This is a genomic window from Frankia sp. Cppng1_Ct_nod (assembly GCF_920656135.1).
Lineage (GTDB): Bacteria > Actinomycetota > Actinomycetes > Frankiales > Frankiaceae > Protofrankia > Protofrankia meridionalis.
In genome coordinates, this window is the sequence record NZ_CAKKTK010000033.1 from 1 (window position 1) to 15,032 (window position 15,032).

At 68.7% G+C, this 15,032-nt stretch carries 10 protein-coding genes and 1 pseudogene; 6 read left to right on the forward strand and 5 right to left on the reverse strand.

Annotated features, from left to right (window positions below; all coding sequences use genetic code 11):
• Positions 1-949: pseudogene (locus tag NBW77_RS11595) on the forward strand (hypothetical protein); the annotation flags it as partial.
• An 18-nt stretch (positions 950-967) separates the two neighbouring features.
• Here NBW77_RS11595 and NBW77_RS11600 read toward each other — a convergent pair.
• A complete protein-coding gene (locus tag NBW77_RS11600) occupies positions 968-1,966 on the reverse strand; it encodes a BACON domain-containing protein (RefSeq protein WP_250279684.1) in 999 nt (332 codons plus the stop codon).
• A gap of 393 nt (positions 1,967-2,359) precedes the next feature.
• Here NBW77_RS11600 and NBW77_RS11605 point away from each other — a divergent pair, with 393 nt between their 5' ends.
• The 4 genes from NBW77_RS11605 (at position 2,360) to NBW77_RS11620 (ending at position 5,509) form a co-directional block, all read left to right on the forward strand.
• Positions 2,360-2,794: an FAS1-like dehydratase domain-containing protein gene (locus NBW77_RS11605; RefSeq protein ID WP_131747103.1), complete on the forward strand. Its 435-nt coding sequence runs from the start codon at positions 2,360-2,362 to the stop codon at positions 2,792-2,794.
• Positions 2,791-3,246, forward strand: a complete 456-nt coding sequence (locus NBW77_RS11610; protein WP_131747104.1) for a MaoC/PaaZ C-terminal domain-containing protein — start codon at positions 2,791-2,793, stop codon at positions 3,244-3,246. Before NBW77_RS11605 ends, NBW77_RS11610 begins: the two co-directional genes overlap by 4 nt.
• A 168-nt stretch (positions 3,247-3,414) precedes the next feature.
• The gene (locus NBW77_RS11615; RefSeq protein ID WP_131747105.1) at positions 3,415-4,347 is read left to right on the forward strand and encodes an SDR family oxidoreductase; all 933 of its coding nucleotides are present in this window, start codon (positions 3,415-3,417) and stop codon (positions 4,345-4,347) included.
• Between the two features lie 304 nt (positions 4,348-4,651).
• A complete protein-coding gene (locus NBW77_RS11620) occupies positions 4,652-5,509 on the forward strand; it encodes a peptidylprolyl isomerase (protein WP_131747106.1) in 858 nt (285 codons plus the stop codon).
• 12 nt (positions 5,510-5,521) lie between these two features.
• Here NBW77_RS11620 and NBW77_RS11625 read toward each other — a convergent pair whose 3' ends face one another.
• Positions 5,522-7,351: a DEAD/DEAH box helicase gene (locus NBW77_RS11625; RefSeq protein ID WP_131747107.1), complete on the reverse strand. Its 1,830-nt coding sequence runs from the start codon at positions 7,349-7,351 to the stop codon at positions 5,522-5,524.
• Positions 7,352-7,781: 430 nt separating this feature from the next.
• Here NBW77_RS11625 and NBW77_RS11630 point away from each other — a divergent pair, with 430 nt between their 5' ends.
• The gene (locus NBW77_RS11630; protein WP_131747108.1) at positions 7,782-9,137 is read left to right on the forward strand and encodes a helix-turn-helix transcriptional regulator; all 1,356 of its coding nucleotides are present in this window, start codon (positions 7,782-7,784) and stop codon (positions 9,135-9,137) included.
• Between the two features lie 124 nt (positions 9,138-9,261).
• On the opposite strand, the gene cutA is transcribed toward NBW77_RS11630, so the two are convergent.
• From cutA to NBW77_RS11645, 3 genes are all read right to left on the reverse strand, one after another.
• Positions 9,262-9,591, reverse strand: coding sequence for a divalent-cation tolerance protein CutA (cutA, locus tag NBW77_RS11635; RefSeq protein ID WP_131747109.1), 330 nt, complete (start codon positions 9,589-9,591; stop codon positions 9,262-9,264).
• 322 nt (positions 9,592-9,913) lie between these two features.
• Complete coding sequence (locus NBW77_RS11640) at positions 9,914-12,232, reverse strand: RelA/SpoT family protein (RefSeq protein ID WP_502799470.1); 2,319 nt, start codon at positions 12,230-12,232, stop codon at positions 9,914-9,916.
• 154 nt (positions 12,233-12,386) lie between these two features.
• Entirely contained in the window at positions 12,387-14,978 is a 2,592-nt protein-coding gene (locus tag NBW77_RS11645; protein WP_165486131.1) for a RelA/SpoT family protein, read from the reverse strand.
• Between the last annotated feature and the right edge of the window lie 54 nt (positions 14,979-15,032).

Below are 15,032 nucleotides of genomic sequence, written 5' to 3' on the forward strand. Positions count from 1 at the left end.
GTCCTGGGCACAGGCGCTCGAGCCACGGCTGCGCAGCCTCGACGACGACCTGTCACACATCGGCCGCAACCGGGCCGCAATCGTCGCCCGGTTCGAGGGGATGGTCCGGGCTGCACTCGGCACGCTGCGGGTGGCCCAGCGGCTGTCGCGGCTCCCCGCGGGGCTGGGTGACTGGTCGGAGCAGGAGTTCCTGCGGATCCGTTTCGGCGAACCGGAGCCGACCGCTCTCACCGAGGCTCTGGGTGAGGTGGTGGACGAGGTGGCCACCGCGGCGACACAGACCGGTGTCGCTGGTAACAGCGGCACCGGTAGCGCCCGCGGTCGGATCGGCGGTGCCGGCCGCCGCGACGGGATGGGGCTGTTGCTGCGCGGCGTCCACGCGGCACTGCCCCGCGGCGTCCGGGTCGAGATCCTCAAACCGGACGCGGTGCTGCGCACCGAGCGGGTCCGGGTGTCACAGATGGCGGACGTTTTCTCCGGCGGGCAGCAGCTCACCGCGGCCATCATCCTTTACTGCACGATGGCGGCGTTGCGGGCAAACGACCGCGGGCAGGTCCGCACTCCGCATGCGGGTGTGCTGTTCCTGGACAATCCGATCGGACGCGCAAGCGCCGGTTACCTGCTGGAGCTGCAGCTCGCCGTGGCCGAACGCCTCGGCGTCCAGCTCGTGTACACGACCGGGCTGTTCGACACGACGGCGCTGACTGTGTTCCCGCTGGTCATCCGGTTGCGTAACGACGCGGACCTGCGTGCGGGGCTCAAGTACCTGCGGGTGGAGGAACACCTGCGTCGGGGCCTCACCCCACCGAGCGCCGGTCCGGACGCCGGGTCGTCCGCGGGCGTGCTGAGCGCTACCCGCCTGTTCACCCGTCCCCCCGCCACAGCACCGGACTCGCCGGCCACTGCACCCGGGCCGGCACCCGGGCCGGTACCCGCTCCGGCCACCTGACCGGGGCCTCGCCAGGCCTCAGGGTGTGGGAGAGGCGGAAGAGGTCGGGGCCGGGCAGGTCCTCACCTCAAGGGAACCCGTGGACTGCGCGCGCAGACCGTTGATGTCGGTGACGGTCACCGTGAACGACAGCAGGCCGGCGGCACCGGACGATCCGACCGGACCCGACCAGACAGACTGCTGCCCGGTCGCGTCGTCCAGGTTGAGTCCGGTGGTTGTCGTTCTCCCATCCGGGAGCTTGGCGATCAGCTCTACGCCGAAGACACCGGTCGAGTCGGTCGTCCGGACCGACACCACCGACAGGGTCGGCCTGGACGTGGGAGGGCATCCCAACGTGTAGAGGACCGTGGGGGCGGTGGCCACCGAGTCGATGACCGGTGGGCCGGACACCTGGGCGATCACCCGCACCGCTCCGACCGCGCCGGCCTGCTGGGCACCGCCATGGGCGGCGACGGCAACCGACACGTCCACCACACCGGCCGGCGCGGCCGTGCGGTCGAGGGAGAAGGTGACGGCCCGGTGGGCACCGCCCGCAATCGTGCCGGCGGCCGGCGTGACGGTGAGCCAGGTCGCGGTGGCGCCGAACTGGAAGTCGGCGGGAGCGGTACCGGTGTTATGCAGGTCCACGGTCGCCGAGGAATTGACCGAGCCCAGATCGAGGGTGCTCTGCGACAGCACGACGCTGACGTTCGCGCCCACGATGCTGGCGCTGGCCCGCGCGGCTCCGACCGGCAACGCACCCGGTTGCGTTTTTCCCGGCTGCCCGGACGAGCCGTCGACGCCGCCGGCCGCGGGTGCGCCCGCGGCATGGATGCCGGTGCCGGGCGCCGAGGACGCGGCCGCGGAGGTCCGCCCGCCGTCTCCGGACTCGTTCCCGGAAGCCGACACGGACATGGGTGTGACGGCCGTGACCGGGTGTCGGCCCGGCGGCACGCCCCACCCCCCCGACCGCAGGCGCAGGTAGCCGGCCGACGCCCCGAGCAGCAGGGCCGCCGCCGCCAGCGCGACAACGCGCACCCAGCGAATGGGAAGGATCCGGCCCGACCGCCTCCAGGGTGATCGGTGCCGACCTGTCGTGGCATCACCACGATCCACAAATAGCGCCATCGGATCGACCCTAGGTTGACGAAGGTGGCCGGTGCAGGGGTTCCGCTCGTTTGCTTGACAAAACAGCGGTCACAATTCTTACACCAGACCAGCAAACAGAACCCTTGCCACCCAGCAGATGAGCACGTACGTCACAATGCAGCAACGAGTTACTAACGTTCGGCAACACAATGCATACCTGCGGCGCGCGAGCTGTCGACCAACCGGCGCGCTGGACCCGACCGAAATCCGATCATGATGCATCTGGGAAGCAGAGATGACAACGTCGTGAACGCATAGAACAGCTGCCGAAAGGAGCGGCCCATGGCCGGAGCCCCGTTCACGATGGAGGTCGAACTCGGCAAGATCCGCGAGTTCGCCCGGGCGACGAAGTCGTCCAACCCCGACTACCTGAAGGCCGATACGCCGGTGTCACCCGCGACCTTCCTGGCCTCCTCGGCGTTCTGGACGGGGCCTGAGAACTCCCCGCCGCTTGAGGAGATCGGCGATGTCGCCCGGATTCTGCACGGGGAGCAGGAGTTCACCTTCCAGGGCGAGCCGCCCCGGGCCGGCACACGGCTCGTCGGCCAGACCCGTATCGCCGCAACATATGAGAAGCAGGGCAAACGCGGCGGAAGCATGCGGTTCGTCGAGCTCGTGACCGAGTTCCGCACGCCGGAGGGCCGGCTTGTCGCAGAGTCGAAATCCACCGCCATCGTCACCGGCCAGGCACCGGAAGAAGGGTCCGCCACGTCATGACCACGATCACGACCACCGGCACGACCACCGGCACGAGGCCCACGACCTGGGAGGAGCTCCAGATCGGCGCGGCCGCGGCACCGTTCACCGACACGCCGCTCACCCGTACCGACTTCGTCCGCTACCAGGGCGCGTCCGGTGACATGAACCCGATCCACCATGACGAGCAGTTCGCGCGAGCCGCGGGCTTCCCCACCGTCTTCGCGGTCGGGATGCTGCAGGCCGGCGTCCTCGCGACCTACGCCACCGACTGGCTGGGCGCGGCGAACGTCCGCCGGTTCAAGGTGCAGTTCCGGGAGCAGGCATGGCCTGATGACATCCTGACCTACGCGGGCACGGTGGTCGGCCGGCGCGAGGAAGGCGACCGTCGCCTGGTGGACGTGGAACTCACCGCCACCCGCCAGACCGGCGGCATCCACCTCAAGGGTGTGGCGACCTTTGTCGTCCCGTAGCCGCGATCATCCTGTAAACATGTTAAAAAATTAGCTGCTTCGGTGGCCCGCGAACCCGACGGCGCGGAAGGATTACCGGCACGCCGAACGTCGCCACAGCACCATGGGAAGCAACAGCGCGGCGCCATCAGACATGGGAGATGTGATCGTGAAGGTGGGAGTCCAGGTATGACCGGGATCTGCGAAGGACGTGTTGTCATCGTCACCGGCGCCGGTAACGGCATCGGTCGCGCGCACGCGAAACTGTTCGCCGCGGAGGGCGCCAAGGTCGTCGTCAACGACCTCGGCGGCAGCCGGGACGGCTCGGGGGCCTCGACCGGCCCCGCCCAGACCGTCGTCGACGAAATCAAGGCCGCCGGCGGGGAGGCTGTCGCCAACACCGACGACATCTCCGACTGGGAAGGCAGCAAGAGCCTCGTCCAGCAGGCCATCGACACCTTCGGCGGCCTGGACGTCGTGGTGAACAACGCCGGCATCCTGCGCGACCGGATGCTCACGAACATGAGCGAAGCCGAGTGGGACGCGGTCATCAAGGTGCACCTCAAGGGCACCTTCGGGCCGACCCACCATGCCGCCGCCTACTGGCGTGACCGGTCGAAGGCGGGCCAGCCGAACGACGCGCGGATCATCAACACCTCGTCCCCGTCAGGTCTGTTCGGCAACGTCGGGCAGACCAACTACGGCGCGGCCAAGGCCGGTATCGCGACCTTCACCGTGATCGCCGCGCGGGAACTCGGTCGTTACGGTGTGACCGTCAACGCCATCGCGCCGACCGCGCTGACCCGGATGACCGAGGACCTGGCAGCAGTCCAGGCGATGAAGGACGCCGCCGGGGACAGCTTCGACCCGCTGGCGCCGGAGAACATCTCCCCGACCGTGGTGTGGCTCGGCAGCCCCGCCTCCAAGGACGTGACCGGCCAGGTGTTCGCGCTGTTCGGCGGCAGCATCACCGTCGTCGAGGGCTGGGTCAACGGCCCGAACGTCACCCGGCAGGGAACCTGGGCCCCCGGTGAGCTGTCCGAGGTCATCCCCGACCTCGTCGCGAAGGCCGCGCCAGGCGCTGACATGGAGGGCAACCGCCCAACCTCCGTCAACGCCTAGTGCCGGCATCAGTGCCCGGATCGACCTGAGCCCTGACCAGCCTGGGACCGATCGACACAGGGCCTGCCCATGGGCCGGGGCCTGCCCGAGAACCTGCCGCATCCGGCGCGTTCTCGGGCAGGCCCCGGCGCTTCGGTTCATGTTCTCTGAAGGTTCTTCACAGCTTTCTCACAGCCTGAACCGGCACGCTACCCATGCGGGAGCACCGTCACGACCACGGCTACCTAAACTCCCCATGACCGGATACTCGCCGGAGGCGGACGAACCTACCGACGCCCCGGACCGATGACAGGGAGGCCGATAGGTGGTGACGTCCAAAACCCGGCGACAGCGCGAGCTTGCCGCGGCCAGGGCCATGCGGCAGGCGGAGCGCCGGGCTGCGGCGCTGCGACGGCGCCGCAGGATTACGGTCGCGGTCTCCGCCGGGGTCGTCGTGGCGCTCGGCGGCGGTATCGCGGGCGCGCTGCTGCTCTCCGGCAGTGACAGCACGGCCACCGTATCCGCGTCCCCGGCAGCGTCCGCCGCCCCGGCAGCGTCCGCCTCCGCGTCACCGTCGGCCGTCCCGGCGGCGTCCACGAAGGTCGGCCCCTGTACCTACACCTCGGACGGACAGCAGCCGTCCAAACCGGTGAGTCTTCCGGCCGCGGCCGACACCGTCGACCGCTCCCCCGCCACGATGGTCATCACCACGAACAAGGGGACGATCAAAGCCACGCTGGACGCGGCGAAGGCACCCTGTACCGTCCACGCCCTGCTCACCATGGCGAACGCCAAGTTCTTCGACAGCACCCCCTGCCACCGCGAGACCACCCAGAACATCTTCGTGCTCCAGTGCGGCGACCCCACCAGCAGCGGTAGCGGCGGCCCCGGCTTCGCCTACGCCAACGAGAACACCGACGGCGCGAAGTACACCCGCGGCGTCATCGCCATGGCCAACGCCGGCGCGAACACCAACGGCAGCCAGTTCTTCATCAACTACAAGGACCCCGCCGCGGACGGTGTGCAGGCCCTTGCCACCAACTACACCGTCGTCGGCAAGATCACCGAAGGCCTCGGCGTCCTCGACGCCATCACCTCCCCCGGTGTCGACGGCGGCGGTTCCGACGGCGTCCCCGTCACCAAGCCCCAGATCACCTCCCTCACCGTCACCCAGACCGCCTGACGGGGTGCTCTGCTACTGCTTCTCCCAGCGGCGGACGGTGTCGATACGTGCCCGTAGCTGCGCGGTGCTGGCCTGGCCGGTTGCCGGCCCGCCACAGGTCCGCCGCAGCTCACCATGGATCATCCCGTGCGGCCGCCCGGTGCGGTGGTGGTGGGCGGCGACCAGCCGGTTCAGCTCTCGGCGCAGCTCGGCGATCACCTCGTGGGTGGGGTGGTTGTCCGCTGATGCGTCATCCGCGGGGTCGGCGGGGTCGGCACCCGGCGATGCCGGCGTCCCCGCCCGTGCGGCCACGACCGGAGACGCCGGGTCGGCCTGCGAACGTCCGGCGGTGCGCTCCTGCTTGCGTCGCGCGGCGAGCTGAGCCGCCTCACGCTGTCTGAGCAGGACCGCGACCTGGTCGGGTTCGAGCAGGCCCGGCAAGCCCAGGAAATCCTCCTCCTCGGCGGAACCGGCTGCGGCCTGCGTCCCGAACTCACCACCGTCGAAGATCACCCGGTCGAGGTGGGCCGAGGAACCGAGCGCCGTGAACGTCCGGTCCGGTAGGTCCGGGATGTCCCGGCGCCGGTTGGCCTCGCGCAGGGCGTCGTCGTCGAAGGCGTCCGGCTCGCGCAGGGGCTTGTCGAGGGCGTGGTCTCGCTGGACCTCCATCTCACCGGCGAGCGCCAGCAGTGCCGGGACGCTGGGCACGAACACGGACGCGGTCTCGGCCCGGCCACGCCCCCGCACGAAACGGCCGACCGCCTGTGCGAAGAACAGCGGCGTGGCCACGGATGTGGCATAGACCCCGACCGCCAGACGGGGCACGTCCACACCCTCGCTGACCATGCGGACGGCGACCATCCATCTTTCCCGCGAGTCCCGGAAGGCGGCGATCTTCGAGCTGGCGGTGGGATCGTCGGAGAGCACCACCACCGGTTCGGTGCCACTCACGCGGCGCAGGATCCCGGCGTAGGCACGGGCGTTGGCATGATCGGTGGCGATCACCAGCCCGCCCGCGTCCGACATACCGGCCCGGACCTGGGACAGTCTGGTATCCGCGGCGGCGAGAACCGCGGGAATCCAGTCGCCACTCGGGTCCAGCGCGGTACGCCAGGCGGCGGCGGTCTGCTCGTTGTTCAGCGGCTCGCCGAGACGGGCCGACAGTTCATGCCCGGCGCTGGTCCGCCAGGACATCTCCCCGGAGTAGGCCAGGAACAGCACGGGACGCACAACACCGTCACGCAGCGCGTCGGAATAGCCGTAGGAGGAGTCGGCAACGCTGCGGGTCACGCCATCCGGGCCCGGCACATAGCTGACGAACGGAATCGGGTTGACGTCGGAGCGGAACGGCGTTCCGGTGAGCGCGAGCCGCCGAGTCGCCGGGGTGAACGCCTCCCGGACGGCATCACCCCAGGACAGGGCGTCGCCGCCGTGGTGGATCTCGTCAAGGATCACCAGCGTGCGACGCCGCTCGCTGCGCAGTCGGTGCAGCGCGGGATGGGCGGCGACCTGCGCGTAGGTGAGCACCACACCCGTGTAGTCCGACGAGGTGGCCCCGGCGGTGTTGCGAAAGGTCGGGTCGAGAGCGATACCCACCTCCGCCGCGGCGTCGGCCCACTGCCGCTTCAGATGTTCGGTGGGTGCCACCACGGTGACCGCCCGTACCACACCGTCGCGCAGCAGATCGGACGCGACCTGCAGGGCAAAGGTCGTCTTGCCGGCGCCGGGGGTGGCGACGGCCAGGAAGTCTCGGGCGCCGGAACCACCCCGGGCACGGTAGGCCGCGAGCGCAGCCTCCTGCCACGCTCGTAACGGACGACGACCTGGTGACACCGCAATGTCACGGAGAGGGCCAGCACTCACAGAAGGAGACTCTAAGGGCTGGGGCCGGACCGCCGTGGACGCCCGGCGTTGGTCACCGAGAGCACCCGACGTTTCATGGCATACGGACCACCGGCGTGACCGAGCACATGCGACATCACCGAAAGTGTCGAAATCCGCTTGCGGGTGCCGCGGGAAGGAGCAGGACGTTCCCGGTCCGTACGGCGCATGATTACCGCAAGGCGACACACGGTTCCCTCTGCTTCACTCCTGGCATATTCGGAAAGGGCCATCGCCGGAACATCGAGCCGAAACGGGCGGGGCCGAACGGGCGGGTCTGTATGAACAGGGCCATGCCGGGTGTCCGCCGAGCGACGATAAGCTAGCTTTGTCGACCAGCAGGCAACGGCCTCAACAAGTCGGTTCGCCGCCAGGGGCCCGAACGAACCTACAGCGTTGGGGAAGGCAGACGATGACTCTGACGGTCAGGGCCGTGTCATCTGCAGGCTCGACCGCTCCGAGGCGCACCCCCAATACCCGGCTGCGAACCTGCCGGGAGGAGCGGGGCTGGTCGCAGGAGCGACTCGCCACGGAACTCCGGCGCTTCGCTGTCATCCACGAAGGACGCGAGGCAGGCGTCACCGGCAACATGGTCTGCAAGTGGGAGAAGGGCGACAAGAAGCCCAGCCTTCGTTACCAGCGGCTCCTGCGGGCTCTCTTTCACCGGACCGCCGGGGAACTCGGATTCATCGACGATGCCGGCGGCTCCGTCTCGGCCACATCCGGCCCCGAGCGCGATCTGGACATGCCGCAGCCAAGCGTGGAAAGGCGTTCCTTTCTGCGCATGGTCGCGGCGGCCGGGGGCGTAGCGGCCACTCCGGTGACCTTCGACACCGAACCGTGGGAGCGGCTTTCCGCGGCCCTGCGGCAGCAGTCCGTCGTCACCACGTCGACGGTCGACGACCTGTCGGCACACACCGCGGGTCTGTACGGCCTGGAGGAGCGGGTACCGGCCCGCGCGCTGATGGATCGGGTGACCACGCACCTCGGCACGTTGAGCGTGCTTCTGGAGACTTCACCGCGCTCGACGATACGCCGTGGCCTGACCACGACCGCGGGCGAGACCGCCGCGCTCGCGGGCTGGCTCGCCTTCGACATGGGTAACAACTCGAACGCGCTCGCCTACTACCGGGTGGCGGTCGAGGCTGCCCGGGAGGCCGATGACAACGCCCTGTGGGCATGCGTGCTGGGGTACGAGAGCTACCAGCCCGGCATAAGCGGGCGGCCGGACCAGGCCTGTGCGCTGCTCACCGAGGCGCAGCGCCGTGCCGGGCAGGGCGGCAGCATGATGACCCGGGCCTGGCTGGCTGCGCGGGAGGCCGAGGAACAGGCGGCCAGGGGCGACGGCAATGCGGCGCTGCGCGCACTCGACCGGGCCACGGACGCCTTCGACCGGGCCGACCCGGAGTGCGAGCGCGCGTGGACGCAGTTCTTCGACCGATCCCGGCTCGACGGGATCAGGATCACCACCTTCACCCGGCTACGCCGTCCGGAGGCCGCCTACGCCGCCGCCGAGAGCCTGCGGACAGTCAACCTGGCATCGACCAAGAAGCGTTCGCTGCTGCTGGGTACCATCGCCGAGGTGCACCTTCATCGCCGGGAGATCGAGCAGGCATGCCAGCTCGCGGCGGACGCGCTGGCGATCGTGGCTCAGACCGACTTCTCCCTGGGGCTGGCACGCATCCGACGAATTTATGATCAATTGCGGCCATGGCAGGCCGTCCAGTCGGTGCGCGACCTCGACGAACAGCTGCGGGTTCTGATCTGATCGTGCGGTCGACACCAGCACCCGGATGATACCGGGGCCCAGCTGAAAGACTGCGACAATGCGTTTCTCCGCACTACCGGAGGCCATCTGGAAACGACTCGGCCAAAGGGTTGGAAGATGAACGTCAGAAGCTGGTGGCCGGAGCCGTCTCGGTCGTGATCCAGTCAAGGTAGTCACCGTGGCCGTCGACGATCGGCGTCGCAATGATCTCAGGAGTTTCGTAAGGATGCGCCCGGACAATCTCCTGGGACAGCTCATCGAATCGCTCGGTCGTCGTTTTCGCCAGACAGAGCCATTCGTCCGCCTGCTCGATCTCACCCTGCCACCGGTAGGTGCTTCGAATCGGACCCAGAACCTGAAAACACGCGACCAGGCGACGTTCCACCAGTAAACGCCCGATCCGGTCCGCTCCGGCCGGCGAATCGATACTGGTCATGACCTGAAGGTAGCCCACGGACCCTCCCCGCCATTTGATGGACAAGGAACATACTCTACCTTGGACCACACGGTCCACCGACAAATTTGCGGTGACATCTCAGCAGCACAGGATTCTTGACGAACCGCGCCGCCGACGGCGATAGCCGCCGAACACGACAACCGAGATCCGCGAATTTTTATCATTCCGTACGAAACGGTCCGAAATAATACAGACGACGCGGATACAGACGACGCGGATACCGCCCGACGGTATGAATCGTCGCGAACCGGGCAGGTTTCACCGCTGGTCCGGCGGGTGCCTCCGGCGGGCGGGACCGTGGGGACCGACCGTGCTCGGGTCAGCCCGAAGCGCCGCCCACCCGGTAACAGTCGTACACGCCACCGACCGTTCGGATGGCTGCGAGCACCCCGTCCAACTGCCCCGGTCCAGCGACCTCAACCGTGAACCGAGCACGCGCCACCCGGTCCCGGGATGTGACGGTGGACGCGGAGCGGACCGTGGCGGACGCCTCCGACAGCACTTCGGTGATGTCCGCCAACAGTCCATGCCGGTCGAACGCCTCGACCGCGATCTCGGCCGGGAACGTCACCGTGGTGGACGGCACCCAGGAGGTCACCACGACCCGGTCCAGATCCCCACGACCGTCCGTCACGTTCGCGCATTCCTGCCGGTGCATCGAGACCGCGGGGCTGTGCGTGGTGGTGAATCCGATCACCTCGTCCCCGGGCAGGGGGAGGCAACAGCGGGCCAGCCGGACCGGAAGGTCGGTCCGGCCGTCGACCGCGGCCATCCCTGCCCAGACCTGCGGCTCGTTCCCGCCGTCCGACCGGTGCCGGCCCCGCCGATGGTGCGCGGCCGACGTCGGAGTCCGCGTGGAACGGCGGGGAACGGGATCCCCGATGGATACCGGATGACGCGACGCATGGCCGCTGTCCCGCGAGGCCGCGTATTCGAGAAGCCCGCCTTCGAGGACCTCATCCGTGGGGACGTCCGTGGGGACGTCCGTGGGGACGTCCGTGGGGACGTCCCCGTCCCGTCGCTGCCGCGCGAGCCTACGACGGATCTTGACCCTGGCACGGGATGTCTTGACGAAGTCCAACCAGTCCTCGGAGGGTCCGGCCGTCGGTAGTCCGGAACGCAGAATCTCCACCACGTCACCGTTGCGCAGCCGGGTGTGCAACGGCACCAGCCGGCCGTTGATCCGGGCGCCGATGGCCCGGTGCCCCAGTTCCGTGTGGACGGCGTAGGCGAGGTCGACCGGCGTGGCCCGGGCGGGCAACGCGATGATCCTGCCCTTGGGAGTGAAGGTGAGAACCTCGTCCGAATCGAGATCAGCCGACAACGACTCGAGGAACTCGCCCGGGTCCTTGGCCTCCCCCTCCCACTCGAGGAGGCTGTGCAGCCAGGCGAGACCCTCCAGACGGGCGCCGTCCGCGGACGGTCCGACCGGCCGCGCGATGATCCCGGTTTCGGCGAGCCGATGCATCCCCTCCGTGCGGATCTGGATGTCAACGGGTTTCCCGGACCGGTCCATGACGGTCGTGTGCAGCGACTGGTACATGTTGAACTTGGGCATGGCCACGAAGTCACGCAGCCGCCCAGCCGCCGGCCGCCACATCGTATGCACGATTCCAAGAACCTCGTAGCAGTCAGTAACGGAATCAACGAGGACGAGGACCCGGACGATGTCGTTGTAGTCCCGCGCTTCCCAGCCACGTTCCTGCGCCCGCTTATAGATCGAGAACAGATGGCTGGTCCGGGCCGAGACCTGGCTGGAGATCCGTGCGTCCGCCAGACCGTCGCGGAGCTCATCCATGATCGCCGCAAGCTGACCGGACTCACGCTCCGCGGCCGTGAACTCGTCGACCATCAGCTGGGTACGCCGGTGTTCGTCGGGATGGAGAACAGCGAACGAACGGTCTTCCAATTCCCTCTTGATGACGCTGACGCCGAGCCGGTGTGCCAGTGGCGCGAGGATTTCCAGAGTCACCTGAGCGATACGCGCCTGTTTGACTGGCGACTTGAAACCCAGGGTCCGCATGTTGTGCAGGCGGTCGGCAATCTTGATGACCAGGACCCGGTAGTCCTTGGCCAGGGCGACGATCAGCTTGCGCAGCGTCTCCGCCTCGGCTGCATTGCCGAACCGCATCTTGTCGAGCTTGGTCACGCCGTCAACGATGTTGGAGACCTCCGGGCCGAAAGCCTCGGCGGCGGCATCCAGGGTATAGCCGGTGTCCTCGACGGTGTCGTGCAACAGGGCGGCAACGATCGTGGTGGTGTCCACCCCGAGCTCGGCGAGGATCCGGGTGACCGCCAACGGATGGGTGATGTACGGATCGCCGCTATGTCGCGTCTGACCGGCATGCAGCCTGTTCGCCACGTCATAGGCGTGGATGACAAGGCCGATATCGGCCTTGGGATGGTGCTCGCAGTGCATGTCGATGATGTCTCGCAACGGAGGCGGCACCGGGGGGGCTGCTCGGGACGCCGCCATGCGGCGGGCGAGATGGGCAAGGCGTGTGCCGGCCAGCCAGGCGACGGCCAGCGTACGCGTGGCCTCCCCCCCACCGGGGCGTTCCACTCCCCCGGTTGAGCGTTCCATCCGCGCGGGCCGAGCCGCGCCCTGCATCCCCGCACCTACGATCTCGGCGTCCACAGCGCCCCCCCTTAACACATCTCAGCGCGGAACGGGCCGGCGAGCCACGCATCCGCAGGCGATGATCTGCCGCCGTGCCGACATCGACGACGGACGGTCGGCCGCCGCAACCCACCCCCGGGAACCGGCGCACCACGTCGCGACGTCATCATGTTCAGCCCCGTACGCCCGAGGTCACCCGGTAGCAGTCATACACGCCGTCGATGGACCGCACCGCATCCCGGATGTGTCCGAGATGTTTGGCGTCCCCCATCTCGAAGGTGAAGCGGCTGACCGCGACCTGGTCACGGGTGGTGGTCACGGATGCCGACAGGATGTTGACGTGGTGGTTGGTCAGCACCCGGGTGACGTCGGACAGCAGCCGGGTGCGGTCCAGCGCCTCGACCTGGATGACGACGAGGAACACCGAACCCGACGACGGTGCCCATTCGACCGGCACCGTCCGGTCGTGGGGACCGCCTCGCAGGGTCGCGAGGTTCGAGCAGTCCGCACGGTGCACCGATACGCCCTTCCCCCGGGTGACGAATCCGGCGATCGCGTCCCCGGGCATGGGCATGCAGCAGCGGGCGAGCTTCGCCCACACGTCCTCGGAGCCACTGACAATCACCCCTGGATCGCCGGCGGACCGCTGCAGCGCACGGGTGGGCAGTGCGGTCTCGGCGACGTCCTCGGCCGCGCCCTCGGGCCCCCCGAGCGCCGCCACCAGACGGCCCACCACCTGTTGTGCGCTGAGGTTGTTCTCCCCGATCGCGGCATACAGCGCGGAGACGTCCGGGTAGCGAAGATCCTTGGCCAGGGTCAGCAGGACGTCGCCGGTCATCAGACGGGTCAGCGGGAGACCGTGGCGGCGCATCATCCGGGCGATGGCGTCCCGCCCGGCGACGATGGCGTCCTCCCGTCGCTCCCGAGCATGCCACTGGCGGATCTTCGTGCGGGCCCGAGACGAGCGGACGAAGGTCAGCCAGTCCTCGCTCGGGCCTGCCGAGTGCGCCCGCGACGTGAAGACCTCGACGGTGTCCCCGTTGTCGAGTGCGGTGTCGAGGGCCGCAAGCCTGCCGTTGACCCGGGCACCCACACACTGGTTCCCCACGTCGGTGTGGACGGCATAGGCGAAGTCGACCGGGGTCGCGCCCTCCGGCAGTGCGATCACGTCGCCCTTGGGGGTGAAGACGAAGACCTCGTCGGTGTGCAGGTCGAACCGCAGGCTGTCGAGGAACTCACCGGGTTCGGCGGTCTCCCGCTGCCAGTCGAGGATCTGGCGCAACCACGCCGTCGGGTCGTTGGCGGACCGTCCGCCCTTACCCGCCCGGCCGGTCGTCCTGGATCCGGTCGCCGCCCTCGAGCCGACCGCCCTCGAACCGACCGCCCTGGAGCCACCGTCCGCGAGCCCGAGTGGCGAGGCCTTGGCCGTACCCGACGGCTGCGCGGCGACGCCGTCCTCCTTGTACTTCCAGTGCGCCGCGATCCCGTACTCGGCCCGGTTGTGCATCGCATGCGTCCGGATCTGCAGTTCCACGGGCTTGCCCTCGGGCCCGATCACCGTCGTGTGCAGGGACTGGTACATGTTGAACTTGGGCATCGCGATGTAGTCCTTGAACCGGCCCGGAATCGGCTTCCAGTTCGCGTGGATCGTGCCCAGGGACGCATAGCAGTCGCGGACGGAGTCGACCAGTACGCGGATACCGACGAGATCATAGATGTCGTCGAACGAGCGGCCGCGCACCACCATCTTCTGGTAGATCGAATAGTAGTGCTTGGGACGCCCCGTGACCACGGCCTTGATCCTGGCGTCGGTGAGATGCTTCTGCACGTCCGTGACCACACCGGTGAGGTAGGTGTCGCGGCTCGGCGCGCGGTCGGCCACCAGCCGGACGATCTCGTCGTAGCGCTTCGGGTAGAGGGTCGCGAAGGCGAGGTCCTCCAGCTCCCACTTGAGCGAGTTCATTCCGAGGCGATGGGCCAGCGGCGCGTAGATCTCCAGCGTCTCCCGGGCCTTGCGCTCCTGCTTGTGCTCGGGCAGGAAGCGCAGGGTCCGCATGTTATGCAGCCGCGCGGCAAGTTTGATCACCAAGGCCCTCGGGTCCCGGGCCATCGCGACCACCATGCGGCGGATCGTCTCCGCCTGGGCGCCTTCACCGACCTTGACCCGGTGCAGCTTCATCACCGCGTCGAGAAGCAGCGCCACATGGTCGCCGAACTCGTCGCGGATACGGTCCAGGGTCATCCCCGCCTCACCCACGGTGCCGTGTAGCAGGGCCGCACACAGCGTCGGGGTGTCCATTCCGAGGTCGGCAAGAATGCTCGCAACCGCGACGGGATGAGTGACATAGGGATGCCCCGACAGGCGGACCTGCCCGGCGTGCACCCCCGCCGCGGTCTCGAACGCGTGGTGCACAGGACCGACATCGGCACGGGGATGGTTCGCGAGCAGACCGCGCAACACCGCGTCGAGCACGGACGGCGGGGTCGCGCGGTGCACGGTGAGCCGGGAGAACCGCCCACGCACCCTGCGGGGAAGGGGCGGTGACTCGTGGCCCAGCCGTGGGACCACCGGGGAGGCATCGCCGGGGCCGGACTCCCCATGATCGATCAGGAGTCCGGCCGACGGGGTTTCGTCGGCGGGCCCGTGTCGGTGGCCGCAATCCCCGGAGGCGAGCGCGGCGTGTTCGCCTGCCGTCAACGACTCCCGCATGGTCGTCGCGACAGGCTCGGACGCTCCGGTGGTCACCGGTGCTGCCTCGGGCACGGGCCGCTCCTACTTCATCTAAGACCTCTGAGGTTAACGCTGAGTGGGTTGCCC

Bases quoted from the DNA above. Each gene is read 5' to 3' on its own strand.
- NBW77_RS11605 (WP_131747103.1), top strand. From the start codon at position 2,360: ATGGCCGGAGCCCCGTTCACGATGGAGGTCGAACTCGGCAAGATCCGC.
- NBW77_RS11610 (WP_131747104.1), top strand. From the start codon at position 2,791: ATGACCACGATCACGACCACCGGCACGACCACCGGCACGAGGCCCACG.
- NBW77_RS11615 (WP_131747105.1), top strand. From the start codon at position 3,415: ATGACCGGGATCTGCGAAGGACGTGTTGTCATCGTCACCGGCGCCGGT.
- NBW77_RS11630 (WP_131747108.1), top strand. From the start codon at position 7,782: ATGACTCTGACGGTCAGGGCCGTGTCATCTGCAGGCTCGACCGCTCCG.